General features: G+C 44.7%; 25 protein-coding genes, 1 other RNA gene and 1 pseudogene. 8 read left to right on the plus strand and 19 right to left on the minus strand.

The annotated features are described in order from the left end of the window. Nucleotides 1–11 precede the first annotated feature (11 nt). The 5 genes from M9194_RS08555 to rsmI all read right to left on the minus strand — a co-directional run bounded on the left by M9194_RS08555 (nt 12) and on the right by rsmI (nt 4,514). On the minus strand, nt 12–1,748 hold the full coding sequence (locus M9194_RS08555; RefSeq protein WP_250612216.1) for a penicillin-binding transpeptidase domain-containing protein: 1,737 nt from the start codon (nt 1,746–1,748) through the stop codon (nt 12–14). Then, nucleotides 1,745–2,062 (minus strand): cell division protein FtsL, encoded by a 318-nt coding sequence (gene ftsL / locus M9194_RS08560; protein WP_250612217.1) that lies wholly within the window; start codon nt 2,060–2,062, stop codon nt 1,745–1,747. Before ftsL ends, M9194_RS08555 begins: the two co-directional genes overlap by 4 nt. Nucleotides 2,063–2,068: 6 nt before the next feature. Next, a complete protein-coding gene (gene rsmH / locus M9194_RS08565; RefSeq protein ID WP_250612218.1) occupies nt 2,069–3,019 on the minus strand; it encodes a 16S rRNA (cytosine(1402)-N(4))-methyltransferase RsmH in 951 nt (316 codons plus the stop codon). A gap of 183 nt (nt 3,020–3,202) precedes the next feature. Then, an RNA gene (rnpB, locus tag M9194_RS08570) (RNase P RNA component class A) lies at nt 3,203–3,584 on the minus strand. A gap of 69 nt (nt 3,585–3,653) precedes the next feature. Next, entirely contained in the window at nt 3,654–4,514 is an 861-nt protein-coding gene (gene rsmI, locus M9194_RS08575) for a 16S rRNA (cytidine(1402)-2'-O)-methyltransferase (RefSeq protein WP_250612219.1), read from the minus strand. Nucleotides 4,515–4,577: 63 nt separating this feature from the next. On the opposite strand from rsmI, the gene M9194_RS08580 reads away from it, so the two are divergent. Genes M9194_RS08580 through M9194_RS08595 form a run of 4 tightly spaced genes read left to right on the plus strand, consistent with a single transcriptional unit; the run spans nt 4,578 to nt 7,927 of the window. Beyond that, nucleotides 4,578–6,389: a penicillin-binding protein activator gene (locus tag M9194_RS08580; RefSeq protein WP_250612220.1), complete on the plus strand. Its 1,812-nt coding sequence runs from the start codon at nt 4,578–4,580 to the stop codon at nt 6,387–6,389. After that, nucleotides 6,376–6,744, plus strand: coding sequence for a YraN family protein (locus tag M9194_RS08585; protein ID WP_250612221.1), 369 nt, complete (start codon nt 6,376–6,378; stop codon nt 6,742–6,744). The genes M9194_RS08580 and M9194_RS08585 overlap by 14 nt, the downstream gene beginning before the upstream one ends. A gap of 3 nt (nt 6,745–6,747) precedes the next feature. Next, nucleotides 6,748–7,338, plus strand: a complete 591-nt coding sequence (locus tag M9194_RS08590; RefSeq protein WP_250612222.1) for a phosphoheptose isomerase — start codon at nt 6,748–6,750, stop codon at nt 7,336–7,338. Between the two features lie 4 nt (nt 7,339–7,342). Beyond that, nucleotides 7,343–7,927, plus strand: coding sequence for a BON domain-containing protein (locus M9194_RS08595; RefSeq protein ID WP_250612223.1), 585 nt, complete (start codon nt 7,343–7,345; stop codon nt 7,925–7,927). A gap of 76 nt (nt 7,928–8,003) precedes the next feature. Here the strand turns inward: M9194_RS08595 and sspB are convergent, their stop codons facing one another. The 8 genes from sspB to zapE all read right to left on the minus strand — a co-directional run bounded on the left by sspB (nt 8,004) and on the right by zapE (nt 14,346). After that, complete coding sequence (sspB, locus tag M9194_RS08600) at nt 8,004–8,498, minus strand: ClpXP protease specificity-enhancing factor (RefSeq protein WP_250612224.1); 495 nt, start codon at nt 8,496–8,498, stop codon at nt 8,004–8,006. A gap of 10 nt (nt 8,499–8,508) precedes the next feature. After that, nucleotides 8,509–9,144: a stringent starvation protein SspA gene (sspA, locus tag M9194_RS08605; RefSeq protein ID WP_250612225.1), complete on the minus strand. Its 636-nt coding sequence runs from the start codon at nt 9,142–9,144 to the stop codon at nt 8,509–8,511. 97 nt (nt 9,145–9,241) lie between these two features. After that, a complete protein-coding gene (locus M9194_RS08610) occupies nt 9,242–9,982 on the minus strand; it encodes a cytochrome c1 (protein WP_250612226.1) in 741 nt (246 codons plus the stop codon). Beyond that, nucleotides 9,979–11,244: a cytochrome b gene (locus tag M9194_RS08615; protein ID WP_250612316.1), complete on the minus strand. Its 1,266-nt coding sequence runs from the start codon at nt 11,242–11,244 to the stop codon at nt 9,979–9,981. Before M9194_RS08615 ends, M9194_RS08610 begins: the two co-directional genes overlap by 4 nt. Continuing rightward, the gene (gene petA / locus M9194_RS08620) at nt 11,244–11,837 is read right to left on the minus strand and encodes a ubiquinol-cytochrome c reductase iron-sulfur subunit (RefSeq protein ID WP_250612227.1); all 594 of its coding nucleotides are present in this window, start codon (nt 11,835–11,837) and stop codon (nt 11,244–11,246) included. The genes M9194_RS08615 and petA overlap by 1 nt, the downstream gene beginning before the upstream one ends. Nucleotides 11,838–12,172: 335 nt before the next feature. Continuing rightward, nucleotides 12,173–12,565, minus strand: a complete 393-nt coding sequence (gene rpsI, locus M9194_RS08625; protein WP_005436094.1) for a 30S ribosomal protein S9 — start codon at nt 12,563–12,565, stop codon at nt 12,173–12,175. Nucleotides 12,566–12,580: 15 nt separating this feature from the next. Next, nucleotides 12,581–13,009: a 50S ribosomal protein L13 gene (gene rplM, locus M9194_RS08630; protein WP_250612228.1), complete on the minus strand. Its 429-nt coding sequence runs from the start codon at nt 13,007–13,009 to the stop codon at nt 12,581–12,583. Nucleotides 13,010–13,239: 230 nt separating this feature from the next. Then, nucleotides 13,240–14,346, minus strand: coding sequence for a cell division protein ZapE (zapE, locus tag M9194_RS08635; RefSeq protein ID WP_250612229.1), 1,107 nt, complete (start codon nt 14,344–14,346; stop codon nt 13,240–13,242). A 155-nt stretch (nt 14,347–14,501) separates the two neighbouring features. Between zapE and zapG the strand changes: the two genes are divergently transcribed. The 3 genes from zapG to degS all read left to right on the plus strand — a co-directional run bounded on the left by zapG (nt 14,502) and on the right by degS (nt 17,664). Continuing rightward, nucleotides 14,502–14,954 carry a Z-ring associated protein ZapG gene (gene zapG, locus M9194_RS08640; RefSeq protein WP_250612230.1) on the plus strand — a complete coding sequence of 151 codons (453 nt, stop codon included), beginning with the start codon at nt 14,502–14,504 and terminating at the stop codon, nt 14,952–14,954. 130 nt (nt 14,955–15,084) lie between these two features. Continuing rightward, the gene (locus M9194_RS08645; protein WP_250612231.1) at nt 15,085–16,446 is read left to right on the plus strand and encodes a Do family serine endopeptidase; all 1,362 of its coding nucleotides are present in this window, start codon (nt 15,085–15,087) and stop codon (nt 16,444–16,446) included. 153 nt (nt 16,447–16,599) lie between these two features. Beyond that, nucleotides 16,600–17,664: an outer membrane-stress sensor serine endopeptidase DegS gene (gene degS, locus M9194_RS08650; RefSeq protein WP_250612232.1), complete on the plus strand. Its 1,065-nt coding sequence runs from the start codon at nt 16,600–16,602 to the stop codon at nt 17,662–17,664. A gap of 80 nt (nt 17,665–17,744) precedes the next feature. Here the strand turns inward: degS and parC are convergent, their stop codons facing one another. From parC to nudF, 6 genes are all read right to left on the minus strand, one after another. Then, on the minus strand, nt 17,745–20,021 hold the full coding sequence (gene parC / locus M9194_RS08655; protein ID WP_250612233.1) for a DNA topoisomerase IV subunit A: 2,277 nt from the start codon (nt 20,019–20,021) through the stop codon (nt 17,745–17,747). A 3-nt stretch (nt 20,022–20,024) separates the two neighbouring features. Then, on the minus strand, nt 20,025–21,905 hold the full coding sequence (gene parE / locus M9194_RS08660; RefSeq protein WP_250612234.1) for a DNA topoisomerase IV subunit B: 1,881 nt from the start codon (nt 21,903–21,905) through the stop codon (nt 20,025–20,027). 222 nt (nt 21,906–22,127) lie between these two features. Continuing rightward, on the minus strand, nt 22,128–22,709 hold the full coding sequence (gene yqiA / locus M9194_RS08665) for an esterase YqiA (RefSeq protein ID WP_250612235.1): 582 nt from the start codon (nt 22,707–22,709) through the stop codon (nt 22,128–22,130). A gap of 39 nt (nt 22,710–22,748) precedes the next feature. Next, nucleotides 22,749–23,570 (minus strand): 3',5'-cyclic-AMP phosphodiesterase, encoded by an 822-nt coding sequence (gene cpdA, locus M9194_RS08670; protein ID WP_250612236.1) that lies wholly within the window; start codon nt 23,568–23,570, stop codon nt 22,749–22,751. A gap of 32 nt (nt 23,571–23,602) precedes the next feature. Beyond that, on the minus strand, nt 23,603–24,040 hold the full coding sequence (locus M9194_RS08675; protein ID WP_250612237.1) for a DUF1249 family protein: 438 nt from the start codon (nt 24,038–24,040) through the stop codon (nt 23,603–23,605). Next, nucleotides 24,033–24,656: an ADP-ribose diphosphatase gene (gene nudF / locus M9194_RS08680; RefSeq protein WP_250612238.1), complete on the minus strand. Its 624-nt coding sequence runs from the start codon at nt 24,654–24,656 to the stop codon at nt 24,033–24,035. The genes M9194_RS08675 and nudF overlap by 8 nt, the downstream gene beginning before the upstream one ends. A gap of 296 nt (nt 24,657–24,952) precedes the next feature. Between nudF and tolC the strand changes: the two are divergent. Beyond that, a pseudogene (gene tolC, locus M9194_RS08685) lies at nt 24,953–26,287 on the plus strand (outer membrane channel protein TolC); the annotation flags it as partial. Nucleotides 26,288–26,419: the final 132 nt, after the last annotated feature.

Raw genomic sequence — 26,419 nt, forward strand, 5'->3', positions numbered from 1 at the left:
AATCTACTTACCTACTCTTTTGTCTTTTTCTTCGCATCGGGTGGGATATTGAGTATTTGCAACGCGCCCTTCATGATTTTGGCAAATACTGGACTGGCGACTGTCCCTCCGTAATAGTTATCCCCTTGTGGTTCATTCACCATCACAGCAAGTGCCAGCCTTGGATTGCTAATAGGTGCAATCCCTGCGGTATAAGCAAAATATTCATCGCTATATTCACCATTCTCCGCTTTTCGGGAGGTGCCTGTTTTTGCCCCGACTTGGTATCCAGGCACCGCCGCTTTCACAGCCGAGCCTCCTGGTTCGGTCACCGCTTCCAGCATTTTTAAAACACGTTTTACGTTTTCATGGCCAAAAACTTGGCGACCTTTGACTGGGTGGTCGGTCTTTACAATATGTAGAGGTAAATAGTCGCCATAATTGCCTAAGGTGGCATAAGCGTGGGCGAGCTGGAGAGGGGTAATACTTAATCCATAGCCAAACGCTAAAGTAGCGATTTCAATTTTCGACCAGCGGCGACGATTAGGAAAGATACCCGTCGTTTCTCCAACAAGATTCAATCCAGAAAGCTGGCCAAATCCAGCCACACTATACATATGCAAAAGCGTTTCAATCGGCATTCGTAGTGCAAGCGTTGCTACACCGACGTTACTGGATTTTTGTAGTATCGTGGTCAGGTCGGCTTTACCGACTTTTTCCGTGTCGGTGACCAAACTGCCGCCCACACGCATGACGCCATTTCCTGTGTCAATCACGGTGTCAGGATTGGCGACACCACTGTCGAGCGCCGCTAAAATAACAAAGGGCTTGACCGTCGAGCCGGGCTCAAATGCATCAGTAATGACACGGTTGCGCATATTAAAGCTCTTCAGATCGGCACGATTATTCGGGTTGTAGGATGGCGCATTGACCATCGCCAGTATCGCGCCAGTTTTGACATCAATCAGGACTGCGGATGCCGAGGTCGCGCGATAATCGGCCACCACTTGTTTGATGGCTCGATAAGCAATCGCTTGAATCCTTTGATCGATCGTCAAAGTGAGCGGTTTTCCTTCTTGGCGTTTTTCCAAAGAGATGTTTTCTACTACTCGTCCGTAGCGATCTTTACGAATGACGCGTTTTCCCGCTTCGCCAGTTAACCAGTCATCATAACTGCGCTCAACGCCTTCCAAACCATGTCCATCAATCCCGGTCACCCCGACGACATGAGCACTCACTTCACCTGCCGGATAATAACGGCGAGATTCATGTTTTAGCCCAATCCCTTTTATCTTAAGCTCGCGTACATAGTTAGCCATCGCAGGGCTAACTTGTCTCTGGATGTAGATAAACCTGCGCTTGGCATTACTTTTTATTTTATTGACTAGCTCGTGTCTATCGAGGTCCAAAACGTCAGCAAGGGCATACCAACGGTTGAGATCTTTCAGATCGCCATCTTTAATAATGGTGGCAGGGTCTGCCCAAACGGCATCAACAGGAACACTGACGGCAAGAGGTTCACCATTACGGTCATAGATAATACCGCGAGCTGAATGCAAGACTTTTGCTCGAATAGAACGGATATCACCTTGATGGATAAGGTTGCCAGGCTCAACAACCTGTATATAGGCAATACGACTGACAAGAGCGGCAAAGGCGACAAAAACAAAGAAAATGACCAGATAAAAGCGCCAACGAATCAGCAAAGGGGCATTTTTTTCGTCGGCGATATCTGGCTTTGAATTTGGCTTAGGCTGTTTTGGTTTCATTGTGCTGAAAAGGTGACTTCCTTGCTTGAATCAGGACGCTCCATGTTAAGGTCGTTTTTCGCTATGGTTTCCACTCGGCTGCTATCGGCCAGCGAAGTCTCCTCGATGAGTAAGTTACGCCACTCATCATCGAGTTTTTCCCGAGTAACCAGAGTCTTGTCTTTCTGAGCAACGGCGATACGAGTATTGTGTGTCGTATACACCACACCTAGCGCCGAACCTAATACCAGCAACATTAAGATGAGAGGCAAACGCCCGACCGTTACTAAATCTTTAGCAATCAATTTGGCGAGGTTGGGCGAGGACTGGTCCATAATGAATTACAGTTTCTCGGCGACTCGTAATACGGAACTACGCGAGCGTACATTCGCTTCTATTTCTTGTTTAGATGGCTTAATTGCCTTCCCAATGGCTTTTAAATCAGCAGAGCCCAAAGCTTGAATTTCCTTATCCGTTAATGGCAAGCCATGCGGCACTTGCGGGCCTTGGCTTTCCTTACGTATAAACCGCTTAACCATTCTATCTTCCAGTGAATGAAAACTGATCACTGATAGACGACCTTGCGGAGCCAAAATACTAGCAGCACCTTTAAGTGCAGTATCGATTTCTTCCAACTCACTGTTGATATACATGCGTAAGGCTTGAAAGGTTCGAGTGGCCGGGTGTTTCTTTTCTTTGAAGCTTTTCGGCGCTGCATCAGATATTAATTTGGCCAACTGAGTGGTGCGTGTCAATGGCTGCTGTTCTTCGTCTTCTCGAAATGCGACAATGGCTTTTGCAATTCGTCGCGCATGCTTGTCTTCGCCAAACTCACGGATCACCCAAGTAATATCATCCAAATCGGCCTGAGCTAACCATTCAGACACAGGTATGCCGCTTGTCGGATCCATTCTCATATCCAATGGGCCGTCTTTCATAAAGCTGAAACCACGTTCCGCATCGTCTAACTGGGGAGAAGACACGCCTAAATCGAATAAGACGCCATCTACTTTGCCTACTAAGTCGTACTCTTTCGCATACTGAGCAATATGGGAGAAGGGGCCATGAATAATGGTGAATCTTGGGTCCTCTATAGTATTGGCTTCAGCAATGGCTTGAGGATCTCTATCGATACTGTACAGACGACCATTTTCATTTAATTTGGTTAGGATTGTGCGGCTATGGCCACCTCGACCGAACGTACCGTCAATATAGATACCATCAGGTTTAATCGCTAAACCATCTATCGATTCGTTTAACAATACAGATACATGTTGGAATGGTTCGGTCATGGTCATCTCGTTAGGCGGTTTAGTCGTCATTGAATACAGCAATCAGTAACTGTGAACTATAACATTGAGGGAAGCTGCGAACACCTCATGATATTGAGCTAATTCTATTATTTAGAAATTAGTTTTCGTCAGTTGCAAGTAAAAAACCCATCATAACTTGTTGTTATGATGGGCCTATAAAATGGGAGGAGTTGACACATAAGCCGGGTTCTGTGCCGCTTTCGCGGTAGTAGCCATTCGTCTAGGCCAGCAATCACTCACTGGCTCGAGCAACCTACCCGCCTCCTTACGCGAGCAACGCAATATGGAAGCCTATTTGGTCTTGCTCCGGGTGGAGTTTACCTTGCTACGAACTGTTACCAGACGCACGGTGCGCTCTTACCGCACCCTTTCACCCTTACCTGTGCCCTATTGGGCCATCGGCGGTTTTCTCTCTGCTGCACTTGTCGTGGGCTCGCGCCCCCCAGGCGTTACCTGGCACCCTGCTCTATGGAGCCCGGACTTTCCTCCCCTTCATCAGTTTCCCGAAGGACCTCAATGAAGCAGCGACTACCCAGTCAACTCCGGGGGCGGATTGTATAGATAATCGAATCGACTGTCCATAGCTATACCCAAGTTACTTCAAGATGGAAGGCTAAAGACTTTCCAATCCCCATTTATACAAGGCATTTTTCTTCAGATTGTGCATCTCTGCGGTGATGGCTGCCGCTTTTTTAAGAGGAAGCTCCTTTGCCAGTAACGTCAGTAAGCGTATCGCTTCGGCGGGGATTTCATTTTGCGATGTCTCGCGGTAGCCATGAACCAGCACCACCATCTCACCTTTGGTGCGATTCTGGTCTAGTTTTACCCACTCGATCAGCTCACCTAACGGCAAGCCTTGTATGGTTTCAAACGTCTTGGTGAGCTCACGTGCTAACACTACTTCTCTTTCAGAACCTAAGACGTGTAACATATCCTGCAAAGAATCTAGAATTCGATGAGTTGATTCGTAAAATATCGACGTATGTGAATGTTTTGCAATCGAATTCAGCTTGTCTACTCGTGCTTTGGACTTTGCAGGCAGAAAACCTTCAAAGCAAAATCTATCTGAAGGCAAACCAGAAGCGCTCAGGGCAGTAATCACAGCACAAGCACCTGGCAGAGGGACAACTCTGACACCGGCTTGACGACACTGATGGACTAGGTGGTAACCTGGATCGCTAATCAGAGGAGTGCCTGCATCTGAAACCAGTGCTATGGAATGTCCTTGTAGAATTTTTTCGACTAAAACCTGCGCTTTTTGCTGTTCATTATGATCATGTAACGCAAAAGTTTTAGTATGGATATTGAAGTAAGATAATAATTTCCCGGTATGTCGAGTATCCTCTGCTGCAATCAGATCGACCTCCGTCAATACTTCTATCGCCCTTTGGGTGATATCACTCAAATTACCAATAGGAGTCGGGACAATGTATAGAGTTGGGATGTTAGCCGATAAGGTTTTGCTATCTGTCATTTGTTAACTATCACTTCAACGATTAATATAGAAACACTTTAATATGGAACCTCATAAAAACTCATGGCTATAAAGAACCATAAGAAAATTAGTGTAACACGCTTATTAACTCCAGTTGTAATAACAATGACCTTGGCAGCCTGCTCTTCCGTGCCAACAGGCAAAGGTGACATCGATATCACTCCCCCTGCTACTGAATCTGCTCAGACCTATATTATGCGGGCCGATGCAAGCGTTGGTACACTGCAAAATGATTGGTTAATCATGGCGCTGAAGGCATCCATTAAAGCCGATAATAAAGATCAAACCAAACTGTTACTAGGCCGACTTTCTAAGCAAAAACTCGACCAGCGTCAGCAAGCAGAAATTGATTTGACCCTAGCCAATCAACTGATTCATGATCAGCAATATCAGCAAGCACTCGACAAACTTAACTTTGAGCTATGGTGGAAACTGGATGACGTGCAGTGGAAAGAATACCACGAGTATCGCGCTAAAGCATTTACCGGCCTCAATAACTATTTTCAAGCCAGCCGCGAGTTGATCTTATTGTCTGATTACTTACCAGAGTCCGATCAACCAAAGATCGCGCAAGAGGTATGGCACAACTTAAATCAATATTCTCCGCAAGAAATCACTAAACTGAGTGCAAAACCGAATGAAGATGTCTTAGATGGTTGGCTACAACTCGCGGTCTACATGAAAACGCTCGCCAACAACATCCCTCAGTTACAAAATACCTTGAAACATTGGTTAGAGGAAAACAGTCACCACCCAGCGGCTAAGTACACGCCAAAAGACATTCAAGACATTTTATCGCTGAAGTTTGTTAAACCTGTCCATACTGCCTTGTTGCTACCTTTGACAGGTAAGTTTTCTAAACAAGCCCAGTTAATAAGAGACGGTTTCATTTTAGAGATGCTTAATGACAAAGACCGTAACCCCAACGCAACCTTAACCATTGTGGACACCAACAGCGACAATGGCCAAGCGATTGAAGATACGCTGAAAAACAAGAAGATTGATTTTATCGTCGGTCCACTGCTAAAGAGTAATGTCCAGAAGCTTCAGCAACTGCAAGAACAGCTACCAACACCGATACCGACACTCGCTTTGAACATTCCTGAGTCGATTGATCCAGGCATCGATACTTGCTACGTTGCCCTTTCACCCGAGCAAGAGGTGGCTCAAGGTGCAAAACACCTATTTGAGCTGGGCTATAAATACCCTCTGATACTTGCGCCAAAAGGCAGTTTCGGTGATCGAGTGGTACAAGCATTTGAAAATGAATGGCAAAAATACAGCACAGATAAAGTCGCCGTGAGCTTATTCGGTGATAAGCGTGAGCTACAACGAAACATCAATAATGTGTTTGGTTTGCAGTCTAGCCAACAGCGTATTGCACAAATGGATAGATTAATGGGTATCCCGCTGCAGTCCCAACCACGCAGCCGTAGAGATATCGATGCTGTGTATATTGTTGCCAATAGCAGCCAGTTAACTTTGATTAAGCCGTTTATTGAAGTGGCCGTTAACCCAGATGCCAATCCACCTAAATTGTTTGCTACTTCAACCAGCAATAGTGGCGACACAAAATACGAAGATCTGTCTGGTATCTCTTACAGTGATATTCCAATGATACTGAATCCAAACCCAGCAATTGCTGAGGAAATGAGTAAAATTTGGCCAACCATTACTAACTCACAAAAGCGCTTACAAGCACTTGGGATGGATGCTTACCAGCTAATGGAGAAGCTGCCACAAATGAAAGTGATTGATGGCTATAGTATTGACGGTGAAACAGGCGTACTAAGTATTAACAAACAGTGTGTCGTGCAAAGAAAAGTCGACTGGGCAGTGTATGGGGCTGATTAACCGAAAAAACATCGGTTCTAAATACGAAGCTACTGCGCAAAAATACCTTGTGCAACATGGCCTCCACTTCATCGAGAAGAACTTCTCGGTGAAGTGTGGCGAAATAGATTTAATTATGCGCGAAGGTGACATCATTGTGTTTGTTGAAGTGAAATATCGAAAAACACAGCAATTTGGTCACGCTGCTGAGAGTGTCACCCGCAATAAAATGAGAAAGCTGGTGAACAGCGCAAATTTGTGGCTGAATAAACATAATTTAAGCCCCCACTCGACGGATTTTCGATTTGATGTTGTGGCTATTCATCAAAATGGCGATCATATTGAGTGGATCAAAAATGCAATAACCGAAGGATAAACGATGCTAGATAGCATTAAAGATAGCTTTAAAGAGAGTATTCAAATTCAAATTGCGGCTGCAGAAGCCCTCCCAGACGTCATTACTCATGCAGCACAAGCCATGGTAACCAGCTTACTGAATGGCAACAAAGTGCTTTGCTGTGGCAACGGCGGCTCATCATCAAATGCACAACAATTTGTCTCCTGCTTATTAAATAAGTTCGAAACCGAGCGCCCTAGCCTACCCGCAATGGCATTGACGGCTGACAATACCACTCTTACTGCTGTTGCTAACGACTATCACTATGATGAAATATTCTCTAAGCAAGTTCGCGCATTCGGACAAGCGGGAGATATCCTTCTTGCCATTTCTACCAGTGGAAATAGCAAAAATATCATTAAGGCCATGGAAGCAGCCGTGACTCGTGATATGACTATCATTGCCTTGACCGGAAAAGACGGTGGCGAAATGGCAGGCCTATTAGGAGAAAACGACGTAGAAATTCGTATTCCTTCCCACAGGATACCGAGAATACATGAGGTTCACATGGTCACACTTCACTGCCTTTGTGATTTGATCGACCAAGTCTTGTTCCCTGCACATGAAGAATAAAGCTATGAAATACCTATACGCAATATTATTAACCCTCGTCGTGCTGTCGACGTCCGGCTGTGTCGGGCTTGTCGCAGGCGCAGCAACCACTGGCGTACTAGTAGCGACCGACCCTCGCTCTAGCCAGCAAATATGGACAGACGAAAGCATTGAGTTTGAAATTGCGGGTATGAACAACAAAGCTCCCTATGCTGGTAATGTAAGAATCGCGTCTAGCAGCTACAATGGCGTTGTAGTGTTGATGGGCCAAGCCAATACCGAACAGTTAAATGAAGATTTCGAAGCTAAAGTTCGCAAGCTAAAAGGGGTCAAATCCGTTCACAGCGAAGTGCAAATAATGCAGCCACTTGATCTAGCTGGTGTCAGTAACGATAGCTGGATAACCACTAAAGTAAAATCTGCATTATTGACCAGCAATGACTTAAATGGTCTTAAAATCAAAGTCATTACCGAAAACGGTGAAGTGTTCTTGTTAGGTTACGTCAATCATAAGCAAGCCGATATTGCGACACAGATTGCTCGTAACATTTCCGGAGTGAAAAGAGTGGTCCAAGCTTTCCAATACAATGATAAAAATGCGACCAGTTAGTCGTTAGTGTCTAACAAGCAAAGAAAAAGCAGCATCATGTGCTGCTTTTTTAATTCTTAAAACCAATAAGAGTAATTTATTTTACCACTCGCAAGCTCGGTTTGCCTTTCGGTCTAGGTGGTTCATCATCTGGGTCTGACGAAGAAGCTTCTGTCTCTTCTTCAAGACTTGCCACGCTTAATGGAGCAGGTGTTGTTTGCTGCTCTTCCAGCTCAAAGCCATCTTCTTCTAGCTGCTGTGTATATGCGTCTTCAGGTTCAAACATCGTCCCAGCGCCATTTTCACGAGCATAGATAGCTTGTACCGCATAGAGAGGGACAATGACAGAATGCGGCCTTCCACCAAAACGGGCATTGAAAGTAATCGCTTCATTACCCAGCTCTAAATTACCTACCGCTCTTGGAACAATATTAAGAATAATTTGACCATCTTGAACAAATTCTAGTGGAACACGAACGCCTGGAAGCGTTGCATCTACCACCAAATGGGGGGTCAAATCATTATCAACTAGCCAATCATAAAAAGCGCGCAGCATATAAGGTCTGCGCGGAGTCATGTTTGATACGTCCATCACCTATCCATTATCGGGCTAGGCGCATTTCGCGCTCAGCTTCTGTAAGAGATGCTAAGAATGAATCGCGTTCAAATACACGGTTCATGTAGACTTTTAACTCTTTCGAGCCAGGGCCTACCAACTCGATACCAAGTTGAGGTAAACGCCAAAGCAATGGAGCTAAATAACAGTCGATCAAGCTAAATTCTTCACTCATGAAATACTCGAATTCAGCAAACACAGGAGCAAGAGTAAGTAAGTCATTTCTAAGCTTATTGCGTGCTGCGTTAGACTCTTCCGCGTTACCACTAACGATTTTATCAGCTAAGGAGTACCAGTTTTTCTCAATACGATAAATCATTAGACGGCTATTGCCACGTGCCACTGGGTAAACAGGCATCAGTGGCGGGTGAGGGAAACGCTCGTCCAAGTATTCCATTATGATTTTTGAATCATACAGTGCCAGCTCACGATCAACCAAAGTTGGTACCGACTTATACGGGTTAAGTTCAATGAGTTCTGCTGGAAGATTTGCTTCATCAACCAGTTCAACTTCAACACTTACGCCTTTCTCGGCCAAAACAATACGTACCTGATGGCTATACATATCAGATGTACTTGAAAATAGAGTCATCACAGAACGTTTATTGGCAGCTACAGCCATGGAGCCCTCCAGCACTTAAAAGGTATAAAAAATCAATGGAGGCTAAGCCTCCATTGAAAACATAAAATTTGGATATTAGCACGGTATGATAGCACAATTAGTGAACATCACGCCAATACTCTTTCTTGAGTAGCACCACAAGAATGGTCAAGATAACTAAGAAGCCCATCACCCACCAACCCATGGTATGTCGTTCTAATTTCACCGGATCGCCTGAGTACTCCAAGAAATTCACCAGATCGCGTACTGCACTGTCGTATTCCTCTTGGTTTAGCTCCCCTGTTCCATCGGTTTCAATGCCAACCACCGTATTGACTTCTTCACCATTGATCACTCTTTTGCCATATATTGGGGTAGGAATACCTTGCAACTCTTCGAGTACATGAGGCATCCCCACACTAGGGAAGACAATATTGTTGACGCCAAAGGGGCGGCTAGGATCAGCATAAAACGAACGCAAATAGGTGTACAACCAGTCGACACCTCTTACCCGTGCCACCAGAGTCAAATCTGGTGGTGGCGCGCCAAACCATTTCGCCGCTGACTTTTCTGGAATCGCGCTGGTCATCAAGGAGCCAATTTTGGACTCTGGGTTAAACACTAAGTTTTCCTTCATCAAGTCCAGTGGTATACCAAGATCGTTGGCAACTCTTTCATAGCGCTGATATTGAGTGGCATGGCAGCCAAAACAATAGTTCATAAACAGCTTTGCGCCATTTTGTAGCGAAGCTTTATCAGACAAATCATTGTTTGCCTTGTCTAATGGAACATTTGCTCCTGCTGCCAGTACGACTGAAGGCAGCAAGGTAACAAACATCACTAAAATCCATTTCCTCATTTGAACCTCACCCTCTCTGGTAACGGTTTGGTGTTTTCGTTTTTACTATAGAAATACAGTAATACGAAGAACATGAAATATCCTAAGCTAAATATCTGCGCCATCAACGTATAGGTTGGCGTTGCTGGTAACGCACCTAATATACCTAATGCAATGAAACAAATAGTAAACTGAATGATATTGAGTAAATGGAACTTGCTACGATAGCGATATGAACGCACCTTGCAACGGTCTAACCAAGGCAACAAGAACAACACCACAATGGACGCGCCCATGGCGATCACACCGAGTAACTTATCTGGCACTGCACGTAAAATGGCGTAGAACGGCGTAAAGTACCAAACGGGTGCGATATGCTCAGGTGTTTTTAGAGGGTTAGCAGCCTCAAAGTTTGGTGGCTCTAGGAAATAGCCCCCCATTTCCGGGTTAAAGAACAGCACGTAACAGAATAAGAATAGGAAGCCTGCCACCCCGACTAAATCCTTCACCGTCCCATAAGGATGGAAAGGTATCGAATCAATGATGTCGTATTTCTTTGAGTAATACTCATGGAATTTAAACTGGGTTTTGTGATCATCTCCTTGGCTTCCTTTTGGTAGCTTAGTATCTATACCATCAGGGTTATTAGAGCCCACTTCGTGAAGCGCCAATACATGCAATACAACCAATAAGAGTAAGACAATGGGTAGTGCAATCACATGCAAGGCAAAGAAACGGTTCAACGTAGCGCCGGATATAACATAGTCACCACGAATCCATAACGTCAGGTCATCACCGATAACCGGAATAGCACCAAACAAAGAAATGATAACTTGTGCGCCCCAATAGGACATTTGCCCCCATGGTAGTAGGTAGCCCATAAAGGCTTCTGCCATCAGTACCAAAAATATCAGCATCCCAAACAGCCATAAAAGCTCTCTGGGTTTTTGGTAGGAGCCATAAATTAGCCCGCGGAACATATGTAAATATACGACAACAAAGAACGCAGAAGCGCCAGTAGAGTGCATATAACGAAGCAACCAACCATAGTCTACATCACGCATGATGTATTCCACAGAGGCAAACGCACCTTCACCAGAAGGTACATAGTTCATCGTTAACCAGATACCCGTTAGTATCTGGTTGACCAACACCAACATCGCCAATGAACCGAATAAATACCAAAAGTTGAAATTCTTCGGCATTGGATATTCGGATAGGTGCTTTTTATACGCATTCATCGCGGGAAGGCGTTTTTCCACCCAGTCTAGTAGAGCTTGCATCATGCTTCTCCCGTTTCATCTACACCGACAATGATCTTGGTTTCACTCAAGTACATATGCTTGGGTACAACCAAATTTAATGGTGCCGGTACTCCCTGAAAAACACGCCCAGCCATATCGAATTTTGAACCATGGCACGGACAGAAAAAACCAGACTTCACGCCTTTCACTTGATCACTAAAACTGTCAGGTAAATAAGTGGGTGAACAGCCTAAATGGGTGCAGATACCTACGGCAACAAAATACTCTGGTTTTATCGAACGGTACTCATTCTGGGCATAGTCAGGCTGCTGTTCCTCCTTAGATTTTGGATCTCTCAACTGACTATCAATATTAGGTAGATTATCAACAACAGAAGCAGAACGCCGAACAACCCAAACGGGCTTACCACGCCACTCAACGCGGATCATTTGTCCATCTTCTAGCTTACTGATATCGACTTCGACTGGGGCACCCGCAGCTTTGGCTTTCGCACTTGGGTTCCATGATTTGATAAAAGGTACGGCAACAGCGACTGCTCCAAGTCCACCAACAACCGCAGTTGTAGCAGTTAAAAAGCGCCTACGTCCGTTGTTTAAAGGCACATTGCTCATCCAAACACTCTCCAAATTGCTCCCTTTGGATTTAATCTTTAATTCCTATTAAAGAGCATGGCTACTAAATTACTAATTATTTTGTATCTATTTGGTCGGAAAGCATAATTAAAACCCTACTTTTTGACAAGATAAAGCTACGATTTTGTAACAATTGTGAGGTAGGTCAGACGCAAGGTCACAAAAGGGATAAAAGGAAAAGAAAGGCGGTTTAAGCGTTGGATGCTGGGGGAATATTTGTAAGAAAAAGAAACAAAAAAGCCTGGTCGAAAACCAGGCTTTTGATACACAATTCAGCAAAAAACTGAAACGTAATCTCAAACAAGTATGAGAGATTAACGCTTAGAGAATTGTGGACGACGACGTGCTTTACGTAGACCAACTTTCTTACGTTCAACGCAACGAGCGTCACGAGTAACGTAACCAGCTGCACGTAGAGTAGGACGTAGTGACTCATCGTATTCCATAAGCGCGCGAGTGATACCGTGACGGATAGCACCAGCTTGACCAGAAATACCACCACCTTTAACAGTGACGTATAGGTCTAATTTTTCAGTTAGTTCAACTAGCTCTAGAGGTTGCTTAACAACCATACGAGAAGTTGGACGACCGAAGTACTCATCAAGGCTACGCTTGTTGATTACAATGTTGCCGCTGCCTGGTTTAATGAAAACACGTGCAGCTGAGCTTTTGCGACGGCCAGTGCCGTAGTATTGATTCTCTGCCATTTTCGAAATCCCCAATTAGATGTCTAGTACTTGTGGTTGTTGAGCAACATGGTTGTGCTCAGCGCCAGCGTAAACTTTTAGCTTACGGTACATAGCACGGCCAAGAGGACCACGTGGAAGCATACCTTTAACCGCTAGTTCAAGAGCCATTTCAGGCTTACGATCGATCAACTTTTCAAAAGTGATTGATTTTAGGCCGCCTGGGAACTCAGTGTGACGGTGGTAAACTTTACCTTTAGCCTTATTACCAGTAACAGTAACTTTCTCAGCGTTTACTACGATGATGTAATCACCAGTGTCAACGTGAGGAGTATATTCAGCTTTGTGTTTGCCACGTAGGCGAGATGCAATTTCACTTGCTAGACGACCAAGAGTTTTACCCTCTGCGTCTACAACGTACCAGTCACGTTTTACAGTTTCTGGTTTAGCAACGAAAGTTTTCATGCTAATAATAACCCGTTAATTTAAATTTAAACTTAAAGGAGCATTGCTCCCACTGTCTAAGAGCCCATTCATCACCCCTTCGAGTGGTTGGCACTCTCGGCATTTCTATGAAAATATGCCTGCAGTAACGGTGGGTCGCAGGATTATAGTGAAGTAAGACGAAAAAATCACCTTTTTTTACACAAAAAGGCGATTTTTTTCAGTGATAAAAAGTAAAGCTATCAAGAAGCTTAAGACAAGTGCTCTTTAGCTAGATACTCACAGCTTTGCATCTCTGTCAAACGAGACACACAACGCTTAAACTCAAACTCGAGTAAGCCATTGGTATATAGCTCATTCATTGGCACTTCTGCCGAAATAATCAGTTTGACGTTGCGCTCGTAAAACTCGTCTACAAGAGCAATAAATCGCCTCGCAGCGTCTTCAAGACTGCTCCCCATCGCTTTTACATCCGAAAGCAACACGGTGTGGTAAAGGCGTGAGAGTTCAATATAGTCATTTTGGCTGCGCGCCGTTTGGCAAAGTTGCTCAAACGATGCATACAAAATACCGTCGCTTTCCTGAATAACATCAATCTGTCTGCGATTGATTTCAATACTGTTTTCAATATGTTTGTCTTCGCCAGACAGCTTATCAAAGCAGTGCTCAAGATTATTGATCGCCGCTTGATCTAATGGGTAATGATAAATTTCCGCTTTGGTGAGCGTCCGCAAGCGATAATCAACACCACTGTCCACATTCAGTACCAAGCAATTATTCTCTATTTCCTCTATCGCTGGTAAGAATCGAGCTCTTTGCAACCCGTTCCGGTACAGCTCATGAGGAGGAATATTGGAAGTGGCGACGAGAATCACACCACGCTTGAACAGAGCTTGGAACAAAGTACCAAGAATCATGGCGTCGGTGATGTCGGAGACAAAGAACTCGTCAAAACATATGATTTCGGCTTCTTCTTTAAACGTATCGGCAACAGATTCCAAAGGATCACTGATATCGCCAAGCTCGCGCAGTTCATCATGAACTCGTAACATAAACCGATGGAAATGCATGCGCATTTTATTGTTGGTCGGTAAAGATTCGTAAAACGAATCCATCAAATAGGTTTTGCCTCGACCCACTCCACCCCATAAATACAGACCTCTAGGTGTCTGAACTGAGTTATCCGTCTTCTTAAACCACTTTTGCCAAGCTTTTCCCTTGTTTTCTATTGGTGCATTGAGATAATCGATAAGGTCGATGTACAACTTATCTAGGGCTTCCACCGCTCTTCTTTGAGCCTCATCCTCTTTAAAGCCAAGTTGTTCAATGTCTTGTTGATATTTACGTTTAGGTGTCATTGCTAAAATGCTCACAGACGATAAATTTGCAGTGGAAACTACAACCACTGTATATTGCTTTATTACAAAGGGCTGACATAGTACCATGTGATTTGTACATGTCTAACCAAACTCGCTTATAGATATGTAGCACAACATCAAGAGAAGGAGTGATTATGCCTTGGATCTTTGCGCTGGTGGGCTTGATAGCCGGCATTGTTATTGGGGTTCTCATCACACGCTTAACTACCCCTGACTATAAAAAACATAAAGTCATTCAAAAAAACCTAGACGCGGCCAAATATGAACTAGAGCAAAAACGGCAAGAAGTCGCAGATCATTTTGCTCAAACGGCTGAAATGCTCGATACATTGGGCAAAGACTACACCAAACTCTATCAACATATGGAAAACACCTCGGCAGAGATGCTCTCTCACTTGCCCGAGCAAGATAATCCATTTTCGAAAAAAACCACAACTCCAAAAACGGAAGAACCGAAATCACCGCCACCGCCTCCTACTAGCAGTGATGAAGCCCCCAAAGATTACGCCAGTGGCTCTAGCGGCCTATTGGAAGGGGACAGCGACAAAGAATATGTCAAATCTGCCGAAGTTGTGACGTTGCGTTAAGTCTTACACCCTCTCTTTGTGAGAGGGTGAACTTTCCTTGACCATCCTAGTCAGAAATTTCACCAGCACCGATCAAATGTGTGCTTGGAAGGATAAAAACAAAAGGCCATCGTGAAAAAGGAGTTGTAAGATGAAAAAGCCTTTGCTTGCTGTAGCGATTCTCTCTTTAAGTACCATCCTCACCCCAATCTACGCGTCTGCTTCTATCCCTGCTGCGATGGAAGGCGGCGAAGTTCCTAGCTTAGCCCCTATGTTAGAAAAGGTTACGCCTGCTGTGGTGAGTATTGCTGTCGAAGGCACCCAAGTCTCTAAACAACAAGTGCCAGAACACTTTAGATTCTTTTTCGGCCCTGATTTTCCCACAGAGCAACTCAAAGAAAGACCATTTAGAGGGCTAGGATCAGGCGTCATCATTGATGCCAAAAAAGGTTATGTGGTGACCAACTACCATGTAATCAACGGCGCGAAGAAGATCAAGGTTCGTCTGCGTGATGGACGAGAATATGACGCCGAGTTGATCGGTGGTGATCAAATGTCAGATATTGCGCTACTAAAACTCGAAAAAGCCAAAAACCTGACTCAAATTACGGTCGCGGATTCGGACAAGCTCCGAGTCGGCGACTTTGCTGTCGCCATTGGTAATCCGTTTGGTCTCGGCCAGACAGTAACGTCAGGCATAGTATCTGCACTGGGACGAAGTGGACTGAATATCGAGAACTTTGAAAACTTTATCCAGACTGATGCCGCTATCAATAGTGGTAACTCTGGCGGTGCATTAGTCAACTTACGAGGCGAGCTCATCGGCATTAACACCGCAATACTGGGACCGAATGGCGGCAATGTGGGTATTGGCTTTGCTATTCCATCCAACATGATGAAAAACCTCACCGACCAAATACTGGAATACGGTGAAGTGAAACGCGGCATGTTGGGCGTACAAGGCGGTGAAGTCACCTCTGAGTTAGCTGAAGCCTTAGGCTATGAATCCAGTAAAGGGGCGTTTGTTAGCCAAGTGGTGCCGGACAGTGCCGCAGACAAGGCTGGTATCAAGGCAGGCGATATCATCGTGTCTATCAATGGTAAAAAGATCAACACCTTTGGTGAACTAAGAGCGAAAGTGGCCACTCTAGGAGCCGGAAAAAAGGTCACGATTGGCGTTATTCGCGATGGTAAAGACAAAACTTTCAAAGTCACACTTGGTGAGCAAACCAACGTTAAAACAGACGCAGACAAGCTGCATAAAGGTTTAACTGGCGCTGAGCTAACCAATACAACCAAGAGTGACCCGGTACAAGGCGTGAAAGTTAACTCGGTAAAAGAAGGCTCACCTGCGCAAAATTATCAAATTGAAAAAGGCGATATCATTATGAGCGTCAACCGCAAACGTGTGAAGAATTTGGCGGAGTTCCGTGCAATTTTGGATACTAAACCGTCAGTGTTAGCGCTTAACGTCCGCCGTGGCGACAGGATGATATACCTTGTGGTGAGATAAACAATCACCCTAAAAGAGTCTATTTTTATTCACTAGGAAATGGGATTTTGCAGAATATTAAAGGGGCAAGCTTTTAAGTTTGCCCCTTTTTTTATTTATTCAACTAATGCTATTCTTGCCATTCTATCGACGTAATTACAGTGATTTGAAGGCATGCTTAAAAAACTACTCCAATCTGTTGCGCTTGGTTTACTCGCCGCGCTAATACTTCTATTGGCGGTCCCTTCCCTGCGTTCTAAGGTTATGCCCGATTTCTCATCACCAACTGCTGAAAATTTTGACAACGTCGAGCTGTCATTTAATGCAGCTGTAAGACGGGCAGCTCCGGCGGTCGTCAATATTTACAGTCGGCAATATACCGAAAATGACCGTACTAAACTCTCAACCCAAGGGTTGGGCTCCGGCGTTATCGTCAGTAAGAAAGGTTATATTATTACCAACTACCATGTCATCGCTAATGCCGATCAAATCGTGGTTGCCTTGCAAGATGGCAGAGTTGCCGCCGCGCAACTCGTTGGCACCGACCGTCGCACCGATATCGCCGTATTGCGTATTCAAATGAATGACCTACCTGTTATCCCACTGAACCCTAACTACAAACCCAAAGTGGGTGATGTTGTATTGGCTATTGGTAACCCTTACAACTTGGGACAAACGACAACATTTGGCATCATTTCAGCGGTGGGACGTTCATCAATCAACGCGGGAAGTAGGCAAGACTTCATTCAAACGGATGCGGCGATCAACAAAGGAAATTCTGGTGGTGCTTTGGTCAATACTCGAGGCGAATTAGTCGGTATTAACACCGCTTCTTTCCAGCAAGGCAGCGACTTGGAAACTTACGGTATTTCATTTGCCATCCCCTACTCACTAGCCAACAAAATCATGCAGAAAATCATCGCTGATGGTCGCGTCATTCGCGGTTACATTGGTATTGACGGGCAAGATATTAACTCTCTCGCATCCCGCCTGTCTGGTAATGAACATCTGGGTGGTATAGTCGTGCTCGGCGTCGACCCGAATAGCCCAGCAGCCAAAGCAGGCTTCGAACCACAAGACATTATTTTAAAAATCGATGGCAAGAAAATTTCAGGCCGCCAAAGCGTCATGGATATCGTCACTAACTTGCGCCCAGGCACCACCGTTGATGTCGAGATTGTCCGCCATGGTAAGAAAATGACTTTACCCGTCACGGTTTCAGAAGATCCGAGAGGATAGAAAACCTCCAACCTTGAGGCAAAAAAATACCTGCTTGTTCCAAGCAGGTATTTTATCTGGTCCTTTTTATGACGAAACTTTTATTCTTCCGTCTCTTCTGAAACTGTTGCGGAACGTTCGATGTCCACACGAGTGACTTTCTGCAACCCACGCGGGAGCAACGCACCGCGTCGACCTCTTTCCCCTCTAAAGTTATCTAAATCACTTGATTTTAAACCTAACTTTCGCTTTCCTGCGTATAGGGTTAATACGCTATCTTGCGGTAAAGACAACAAATGGGATAAATATTCTTCACGATCTTTCGATTTGGCAGCCGGAATATTAATAATCTTATTGCCTTTGCCTTTACCTAATTGAGGAAGATCTTTAATTGGGAAAAGCAACATGCGACCTAAATTGGTGATCGCTAATATCTCATCACTTTCAAGATCAATCACCGCTTTTGGTGGCATAATTTGTGAATTTTGCGGAAGGTTTACTAAGGCTTTACCACTTCTATTTTTCGATAGTAAATCAGAGCCCTTACAAACAAAACCGTAGCCAGCGTCAGAGCCCACCAACCAAAGCTGCTCCTCTTCTCCCATGACAACCTGACGAATGCTCGTTCCGGCAGTGATGTTCAATCGACCCGTTATGGGTTCACCTTGACTACGAGCAGAAGGCAATGAATGAGATTCGAGTGAATAGCTTCGACCATCACTACCCAAGAAAATGGCCTGTTGATTGCTCTTGCCACGTGCGTGAGCCAGATATTGGTCGCCAGATTTATAGTTCAAACCAGACGCATCAACTTCATGACCTTTTGCGTGACGAATCCATCCTTTTTCAGACAATACCACGGTGATCGGCTCACTTGGCACCAAATCACGCTCAGTCAGTGCTTTTGCTTCAGAGCGCTCAATTAAAGGCGATCGACGATTATCGCCATATTTGTCCGCATCGGCTTTAATTTCTTTTTTCAATAGAGTGTTCAAGCGACGTTCAGAGCCTAGCAGTTGCTCTAACTTTTCACGCTCTTTTTCTAGCTCGTCCTGTTCACCACGAATTTTCATCTCTTCTAACTTCGCGAGGTGGCGAAGTTTGGTATCAAGAATCGCATCAGCTTGAATATCAGTGATACCAAAACGGCTCATCAATACCGCTTTTGGATCATCTTCGTTGCGGATGATCTCAATCACTTCATCGAGGTTGAGAAACGCAACCAGCAAACCTTCAAGGATATGCAAACGTGCCAGCACTTTATCCAACCGATGTTGTAGGCGGCGGCGTACAGTGGCACGGCGAAACTCTATCCACTCAGATAGGATTTGCACCAGGCCTTTAACTTGAGGACGATTATCCAAACCGATCATGTTGAGGTTGACACGATAGCTCTTCTCTAAATCGGTCGAAGCAAACAGGTGATCCATTAACTGCTCACAATCAATACGATTAGAGCGAGGGACAATCACAATACGCGTTGGGTTTTCATGATCCGACTCATCACGCAAATCATCCACCATTGGCAGTTTCTTCGCACGCATTTGGTTAGCAATTTGCTCCAAAAGCTTCGCTCCAGAAACTTGATGAGGCAAAGCGGTAATCACAATATCGCCACCATCGCGCTGCCAAACGGCGCGCATTTTTATGCTGCCTCGGCCTGTACGATAGATTTTCTCAATATCAGTCTTAGAAGTAATAATTTCTGCTTCAGTTGGGTAGTCTGGCCCTTTGACAAACTCCATCACATCTGCAAGTTCAGACTTAGGCTTGTCGATAAGATGAATCGCAGCTTCGGCAACTTCACGTACATTGTGTGGCGGAATATCCGTCGCCATACCAACCGCAATACCCGTCACGCCATTTAACAAAATGTGCGGCAATCGAGCTGGCAACATCTGCGGCTCTTTCATCGTGCCATCAAAGTTAGGTTGCCACTCAACCGTACCCTGCCCCAATTCGCCTAACAGTACTTCAGCAAATTTGGATAACTTCGCTTCGGTATAACGCATGGCCGCGAACGATTTTGGATCATCCGGAGCACCCCAGTTTCCTTGGCCATCCACCAAAGGATAACGATAAGAAAATGGCTGAGCCATTAACACCATGGCTTCATAACAAGCAGAATCACCGTGCGGGTGATATTTACCTAAAACATCACCCACCGTGCGCGCGGATTTTTTGTATTTTGCCGCAGCGGACAGACCAAGTTCAGACATGGCGTAAATGATTCGCCGCTGAACGGGTTTAAGGCCATCACCAATGTAAGGTAGTGCCCGATCCATGATGACATACATGGAGTAGTTCAAATAGGCGTCTTCAGTAAACTTGCGCAGTGGCAGTTGTTCAACACCATCAAAAGACATTTCAATAGACATGCATTACACCTCTGCCAGATCGCCGTTATTTTGTAACCAACTCCGACGATCATCGGCACGCTTTTTACCCAGTAGCATATCCATCATTTCCACTGTCGCTTCATCATCGTCGATGGTTAGTTGCACCAAACGACGAGTATTGGGATCCATTGTGGTTTCACGCAACTGAAGCGGGTTCATTTCGCCAAGGCCTTTGAAACGTTGAACATTGATCTTGGCTTTCTTTTTACTCAACCGCTCTAACACGCCTTCTTTTTCTTCTTCATCGAGTGCGTAATAGACTTCTTTACCGCAATCGATACGAAACAGTGGCGGCATAGCCACATAAACATGCCCCGCTTCAACGAGCGCACGGAAATGTCGAGTAAACAACGCACACAACAAAGTTGCAATGTGCAGACCATCGGAGTCCGCATCAGCAAGAATACATACTTTGCCGTAACGTAACGCGTCAAGATTACTGCTATCGGGATCAATACCTAAGGCAACAGAGATATCATGAACTTCTTGTGAAGCAAGCACTTGATCTGCTGAGACTTCCCAGGTGTTTAATATTTTACCTCGCAGCGGCATCACTGCTTGAAACTCACGATCACGGGCTTGTTTCGCACTACCGCCAGCCGAATCACCCTCGACCAAAAATAGTTCAGTTCGGTTGAGATCTTGTACCGAGCAGTCAGTGAGTTTGCCAGGTAATGCTGGACCAGAAGCAACCTTCTTACGCACCACTTTTTTGCTGGCACGCATGCGTCGATGAGCATTAGCAATGCACACTTCAGCCAACTGCTCTGCAAGGTGCGGCTTTTCGTTAAGCCAAAGGCTAAATGCATCTTTCACCACCCCAGAGACAAACGCAGAAGTTTGGCGTGAAGATAAGCGCTCTTTCGTTTGGCCAGCAAATTGTGGGTCTTGCATTTTTACTGACAGCACGTAGGAGCAGCGGTCGAAAACGTCTTCCCCGGTGAGCTTTACACCACGAGGCAACAAGTTGCGGAATTCGCAAAACTCGCGCATGGCGTCTAGCAAGCCTTGGCGAAGGCCGTTAACGTGCGTACCACCCTGAGCAGTAGGAATTAAGTTCACGTAACTTTCGGTGATCATCTCACCGCCTTCAGGCTGCCACACCACCGCCCAGTTCGCCACTTCGGTTTCAGCAGAAAACTCACCAGTGAAAGGCTGCTCTGGAATCAAGGTGTAACCTTTGACCCCTTCGGCCAGGTAATCCTTTAGGCCATCTTCGTAATACCAACGATGCTCGTTGCCATTCACTTTATCGCTAAAGGTAATTTCAAGGCCGGGGCACAATACGGCTTTAGCCCGCAAGTTATTGAGCAAGCGAGTAACAGAGAAGTTACCTGAATCAAAATACTGACTGTCTGGCCAAAAATGTACGCTGGTCCCTTTGTTTCTGCGCCCACAAGTGCCAGTCACGGTCAAATCCGAAACTTTTTCACCATGTTCAAACGCGATTTCGTACACTTGGCCATCTCGGCGAACCACAACTTCCACTCGTTTGGAAAGGGCGTTAACGACCGAGATACCCACACCGTGTAAACCACCAGAGAACTGGTAGTTTTTATTTGAAAATTTTCCCCCTGCGTGCAACTTGCACAAAATCAATTCAACGCCTGAGACGTTCTCTTCGGGGTGTATATCCACTGGCATTCCTCGCCCATCATCAATCACCTCTAGTGATTGGTCGGCATGAAGAATCACCTGAACCTTGGAAGCATATCCGGCAAGCGCTTCGTCGACACTGTTGTCGATCACTTCTTGGCCCAAGTGGTTTGGGCGCGCTGTATCCGTATACATCCCTGGTCTGCGACGTACTGGCTCTAAACCATTAAGAACTTCAATGGCACCAGCATTATATTGTTCAGTCATAATACGGAATGCTTAATTAGAAAAATGTAAGTAGCTTTGCACACTCATCGATCAATTAAAATAGAGCGGCAAATCGATACTGTTTGCGAATTAATTTATAGTCAAAAGAGATGAAAACAGTATCAGCATAGTTAGAAGCAGAGATTACCATCACAAATTTACCCTGCAAAGTATAGGATTTATCGAATTTCCAGATTCTGTTCTATTAACAACAGCAAAACATTATAAATCTAGGAAACTTACGATTTTCTCCGGGTAACGCTCGAAATCAACAAAACTGTGATCGCCCCCTTCTTCAACCGTTTGTTTCGCCCCTTGGAATCGCTCTACGGCTTGGCGATAATCTAAGACTTCATCCTCTTTTTGTTGCAACAACCAAAAATCTGAAGGTGACGCGATAGTTGCCACATCAAGCTGTTTAAGCTCATCAATATGATGCGTTTCTAAACAATAAGTTTCATTGGTGTAAGGGTTGGTTTGCTCCCCTAGATAATCAGCGAGCAGCTCATAAGGCTTAACAGCGGGGTTCACCAATACAGATTTAAAGCCATATTGCTCATTAAGCCATACCGATAAATAGCCACCTAGAGAGCTGCCAACCAATCCAATTTGATACTGGTGGCGGTACTCTTCGACTAAATCGCGAAGCACGATGGACGCTTGCTCGGGAAAGTTCGGCAGTTTTGGGATCACCACTTTAATATCAGGGCGATGAGACTGGCAAAACTGCTGCATGAGATTCGCTTTTAGCGATAAAGGAGAACTGTTGAAACCATGGATATACAACAACAAAGACTTTTTCATGTTTAGAATTCTTAGGCTAGGGACATATCGGGCTTAATATTAATAACCCGACGCATCAAAGTCAGGTAAAAACTGCCCCGATTGCAATCTTTTGACTTGGGTGGTGATGGAGCCATCAGCATGAAGCTCTAACTCTCTCCAACCAGGAGGAACAGTATCGAGGGCAAAATCATCAGACACAGGTTTAAATTGCACGCATGTTGAAGGTGTTGCCAATACTCGAACCTCATTCACCATTTTGTCCAATGTTTGGTGAATATGCCCGCAAACAACCGCTTTCACCGCAGGGAATCGCGCCAAAATGCGCCAAAACTCATCATGATTTTTAAGAATATGCTGATCCAGCCAAGCACTCTGAGCCGAAATAGAATGATGATGCAATAACACTAAACTATGTTTATTCGTATGCTGCGCAAGCTTTTGTTCTAACAGCTCTAGCTGGTCCAACTCTAGCCGGCCATGAGGCACACCCACAACTTGCGAGTCCAGCAAAATCATTTGCCAATGCTCACCAAGCAGGACGTGATTGTGTTGGAATATTTGACTGTTTGGAAAAATAGCGTCCATCGCCGTTTTTTCATCGTGATTGCCAGGTAGCCAAAAGCATGGCTGCTTTAACTTAGCAATGCCCGAAACAAATTTTTGGTAAGAGCCCTCAGTGTGATCTTGGGAAATATCTCCTGTCGAGATAATCGCATCAAAATCAAAACCTTCCTGCGCAACGGCATCGATAACCGCTTGGAAGCTTCGCCCGGTGTTAACACTTAATAGAGAATCTTTTGACGAGGCAAAAAGGTGCGTGTCGGTGATCTGCAATAACTTTATGCTGCTTTGATGTGCTGACCTTAACGGCAATTTCATAACTTAGAAACCTAAATTTCAATGCTAACTATTTATAATATTGTTGTTTTACTGATGCCATGCTTAAGACAAAATGACAGCCAGTCTCCTAAAAAGCGATTCAGTTGCGCTTTTTCGTCTTTTTGGAGCATTTTATCATTGGGGTAATGATAAATGGGCTTCACTCGTTGAATGTGCTCACTACTACACACTTCTGCTACACGGGCATCGTGGTAGAGCCTGACAGACATTTTTGGTAATGGGAACACTGGGACGTCATCACTTTGACAAATATCAACAAGAGTTGTGTACTTTGTGATTTCCCCCACTTGCAGCTGATAGGTCATGTTCGCCGCTTGATAACAACAAATATGCCCCACCTGAGCGTCACTTGGCAGCAACGCGTTCAGCTTTGCATAATTGGTTTCGTACACACGCATCAGCTCAGCAAGGTCAACGTGATACGAGTTATTCAGTGCGGTATTAGCCATGATTTTGTATAGACTCGTAGTTTAATTGCAACCATTGCAAGGCAATGATTGACGCCCCATTTTCGATAATTCCAGCTTCAACCGCTTGATATGCTTGCGTGCGGCTCATCACATGGACTTTTATATCTTCTCCTTCATAGTCTAAACCATGAATGCCATGTGCAGTAGACGCATCGGTTTCTCCGACGTATACATCAATCTTTTCTGAACACCCACCAGAAGACGGATAAAAGGAAGTGATCTTGCGCAAGTTAGTGACTTCAATACCTGCCTCTTCTTCAGCTTCTCGTATCGCTACCTGCTCTGAAGACTCATCGGTATCGATGACACCAGCAACAATTTCCAGCTGCCAAGGGCTAGTATCATTAAGTGCGCCTACTCTTATCTGCTCAACTATCACTACCTGATCGGTATTTGGATCGTAGGGCAATACCGCCACAGCGTGTCCGCGCTCTACCAGCTCTCTTTCTAATGGTGCACTCCAACCACCATTAAACAATTTGTGTTGAAAGTGATACTTCACCATCTTTAAGAAACCAGAATATAACGGCTCCTTTGACACTATCTTGATGTCTTGCGGACCAAACGAAGCACGGGACTCTTTAGAATGTCGCATTTTTACCTCAAATTAGCTGTGTACAACCAAACCACCTTAAAATACGATATTCCAAGTGAAGTTAGACAATGAGTTGGATATTATTGGGTACAGTTTACTGAGATTAAGGTAAAACGATAAAGGACTTAGTTCAACTTTTGATACAAAGATTGTAGAAAAATTTAAATATGTTAAAAAAATTTGTTGCCCAAGCGGACAATTAATTGTAAAAAGTATTAAATTCCGGATAAAATAGCATCAATTTCGGTTACACTCTCAGATGCATCCCTAAAATATATTTAGCAGGAATAGGACAAATGAAAAAACTGCTTCCATTGTTAATCAGTGCGGCAATCGGCACCGTCAGTACATCGTCTTGGGCCGAGAATCTCACCGAGATCTATAACCAAGCAAAAAATAATGACCCCACTCTCCTAAGCTCTGCAGCCACTCGTGATTCGACGGTGGAAGCGGTTAACTCTACGCGCGCAACATTACTACCACAAATAAATCTAACTGGACAAGTAGATAGAGTGACTGGTAGCCAGGTGAGTACAGTTCAAGCAGATTCAGGTAGTCTTGCTGGTAATACTTGGACTTCAACACTCGGTTTCACACAAACCCTTTATAATCGCTCTAGCTGGATTGATCTGACTACAGCAGAAAAAAATGCACGTAAAGCAGATGCAACCTACGCAGCAGCGCAACAAGATCTGATGATGCGCACCGCCACCGCTTATTTTGATGTGTTGAAAGCCAAAGATAACTTAGCTTTTGTCCAAGCAGAAAAAGCCTCAGTCGGTCGTCAACTAGAACAAACTAAGCAGCGTTTTGATGTAGGTCTATCAGCCATTACCGATGTACAAAATGCTCAGGCCGATTACGATACGGTTCTTGCTAATGAAATTACCGCAAAAAATGATCTAGTTAATAGTTATGAAGGACTAAGAGAAATTACTGGTCAAGAACCTTCTCATCTTTCAGTATTAGATACACAGCGTTTCTCTGCTAACAAGCTACCAGAGAGCCTTGATCAATTACTTGCTGAAGCGAAAAAGAAAAACTTAAGCCTACTCGCGGCACGTATTTCGCAGGATATTGCGCGCGATGATATAAAGAATGCAGAAGCTGGCCATCTGCCCACTCTTTCTCTGGAAGGCGGTTATACCAACGCGGGACAAAGTGACGGTTCAAGAACAACGACCGATTATCACAAGGATCAAGCTAACATTGGATTGAAACTGAGTGTGCCAATCTATTCAGGTGGTAGTGTCACTTCCTTAACTAAGCAAGCTGAATACAATTACATTGCTGCAAGCCAAGATCTTGAATCTACTTACCGCTCTGTTGTGGCAAACGTACGCTTGTACTACAACAACGTCAATGCGTCTATTGGTTCCATTCAAGCGTACAAGCAGTCGGTAATTTCGGCTAAGTCCTCTCTAGAAGCCACCGAAGCGGGATTTGAAGTAGGTACTCGTACTATTGTTGATGTGCTTAGTGCCACTCAAAGCCTCTATCAAGCCAATGAAAACTTGGCCGATGCTCGTTATAGCTACATTTTGAATGTGCTACAGCTTAAAGAGTCCGTGGGTATTTTAAGCGAGCAAGATATCTTAGATGTCAATGCTGGATTGGAGTCTGCCACTAAAGCGGCTCAACAAAAGCTAGCCGCTGAAAAGGCAGAAAAAGCCAAAGCTGCTGCAGCGAAGAAAAAAGCACCACATAAGAAATAAGATAGATAAGACCTAAAAAAGCGCTTGCCAGATGGCAAGCGCTTTTTG

Origin of the sequence: Vibrio sinus (assembly GCF_023634645.1) — a bacterium.
In the GTDB taxonomy this organism is placed as follows: Bacteria; Pseudomonadota; Gammaproteobacteria; order Enterobacterales; family Vibrionaceae; genus Vibrio; species Vibrio sinus.

Coding starts and splice junctions, on each gene's coding strand:
- M9194_RS08590 (WP_250612222.1), top strand. CDS start 6,748: ATGCTAGATAGCATTAAAGATAGCTTTAAAGAGAGTATTCAAATTCAA.
- parE (WP_250612234.1), bottom strand. CDS start 21,905: ATGACTGAACAATATAATGCTGGTGCCATTGAAGTTCTTAATGGTTTA.
- M9194_RS08675 (WP_250612237.1), bottom strand. CDS start 24,040: ATGGCTAATACCGCACTGAATAACTCGTATCACGTTGACCTTGCTGAG.
- rsmH (WP_250612218.1), bottom strand. CDS start 3,019: ATGACCGAACCATTCCAACATGTATCTGTATTGTTAAACGAATCGATA.
- sspA (WP_250612225.1), bottom strand. CDS start 9,144: ATGGCTGTAGCTGCCAATAAACGTTCTGTGATGACTCTATTTTCAAGT.
- degS (WP_250612232.1), top strand. CDS start 16,600: ATGCTTAAAAAACTACTCCAATCTGTTGCGCTTGGTTTACTCGCCGCG.
- M9194_RS08615 (WP_250612316.1), bottom strand. CDS start 11,244: ATGCAAGCTCTACTAGACTGGGTGGAAAAACGCCTTCCCGCGATGAAT.
- petA (WP_250612227.1), bottom strand. CDS start 11,837: ATGAGCAATGTGCCTTTAAACAACGGACGTAGGCGCTTTTTAACTGCT.
- zapE (WP_250612229.1), bottom strand. CDS start 14,346: ATGACACCTAAACGTAAATATCAACAAGACATTGAACAACTTGGCTTT.
- zapG (WP_250612230.1), top strand. CDS start 14,502: ATGCCTTGGATCTTTGCGCTGGTGGGCTTGATAGCCGGCATTGTTATT.
- M9194_RS08580 (WP_250612220.1), top strand. CDS start 4,578: ATGGCTATAAAGAACCATAAGAAAATTAGTGTAACACGCTTATTAACT.
- rpsI (WP_005436094.1), bottom strand. CDS start 12,565: ATGGCAGAGAATCAATACTACGGCACTGGCCGTCGCAAAAGCTCAGCT.
- sspB (WP_250612224.1), bottom strand. CDS start 8,498: ATGGACGTATCAAACATGACTCCGCGCAGACCTTATATGCTGCGCGCT.
- parC (WP_250612233.1), bottom strand. CDS start 20,021: ATGTCTATTGAAATGTCTTTTGATGGTGTTGAACAACTGCCACTGCGC.
- yqiA (WP_250612235.1), bottom strand. CDS start 22,709: ATGAAAAAGTCTTTGTTGTTGTATATCCATGGTTTCAACAGTTCTCCT.
- nudF (WP_250612238.1), bottom strand. CDS start 24,656: ATGCGACATTCTAAAGAGTCCCGTGCTTCGTTTGGTCCGCAAGACATC.
- ftsL (WP_250612217.1), bottom strand. CDS start 2,062: ATGGACCAGTCCTCGCCCAACCTCGCCAAATTGATTGCTAAAGATTTA.
- M9194_RS08645 (WP_250612231.1), top strand. CDS start 15,085: ATGAAAAAGCCTTTGCTTGCTGTAGCGATTCTCTCTTTAAGTACCATC.
- rsmI (WP_250612219.1), bottom strand. CDS start 4,514: ATGACAGATAGCAAAACCTTATCGGCTAACATCCCAACTCTATACATT.
- rplM (WP_250612228.1), bottom strand. CDS start 13,009: ATGAAAACTTTCGTTGCTAAACCAGAAACTGTAAAACGTGACTGGTAC.
- M9194_RS08595 (WP_250612223.1), top strand. CDS start 7,343: ATGAAATACCTATACGCAATATTATTAACCCTCGTCGTGCTGTCGACG.
- cpdA (WP_250612236.1), bottom strand. CDS start 23,570: ATGAAATTGCCGTTAAGGTCAGCACATCAAAGCAGCATAAAGTTATTG.
- M9194_RS08555 (WP_250612216.1), bottom strand. CDS start 1,748: ATGAAACCAAAACAGCCTAAGCCAAATTCAAAGCCAGATATCGCCGAC.
- M9194_RS08610 (WP_250612226.1), bottom strand. CDS start 9,982: ATGAGGAAATGGATTTTAGTGATGTTTGTTACCTTGCTGCCTTCAGTC.
- M9194_RS08585 (WP_250612221.1), top strand. CDS start 6,376: ATGGGGCTGATTAACCGAAAAAACATCGGTTCTAAATACGAAGCTACT.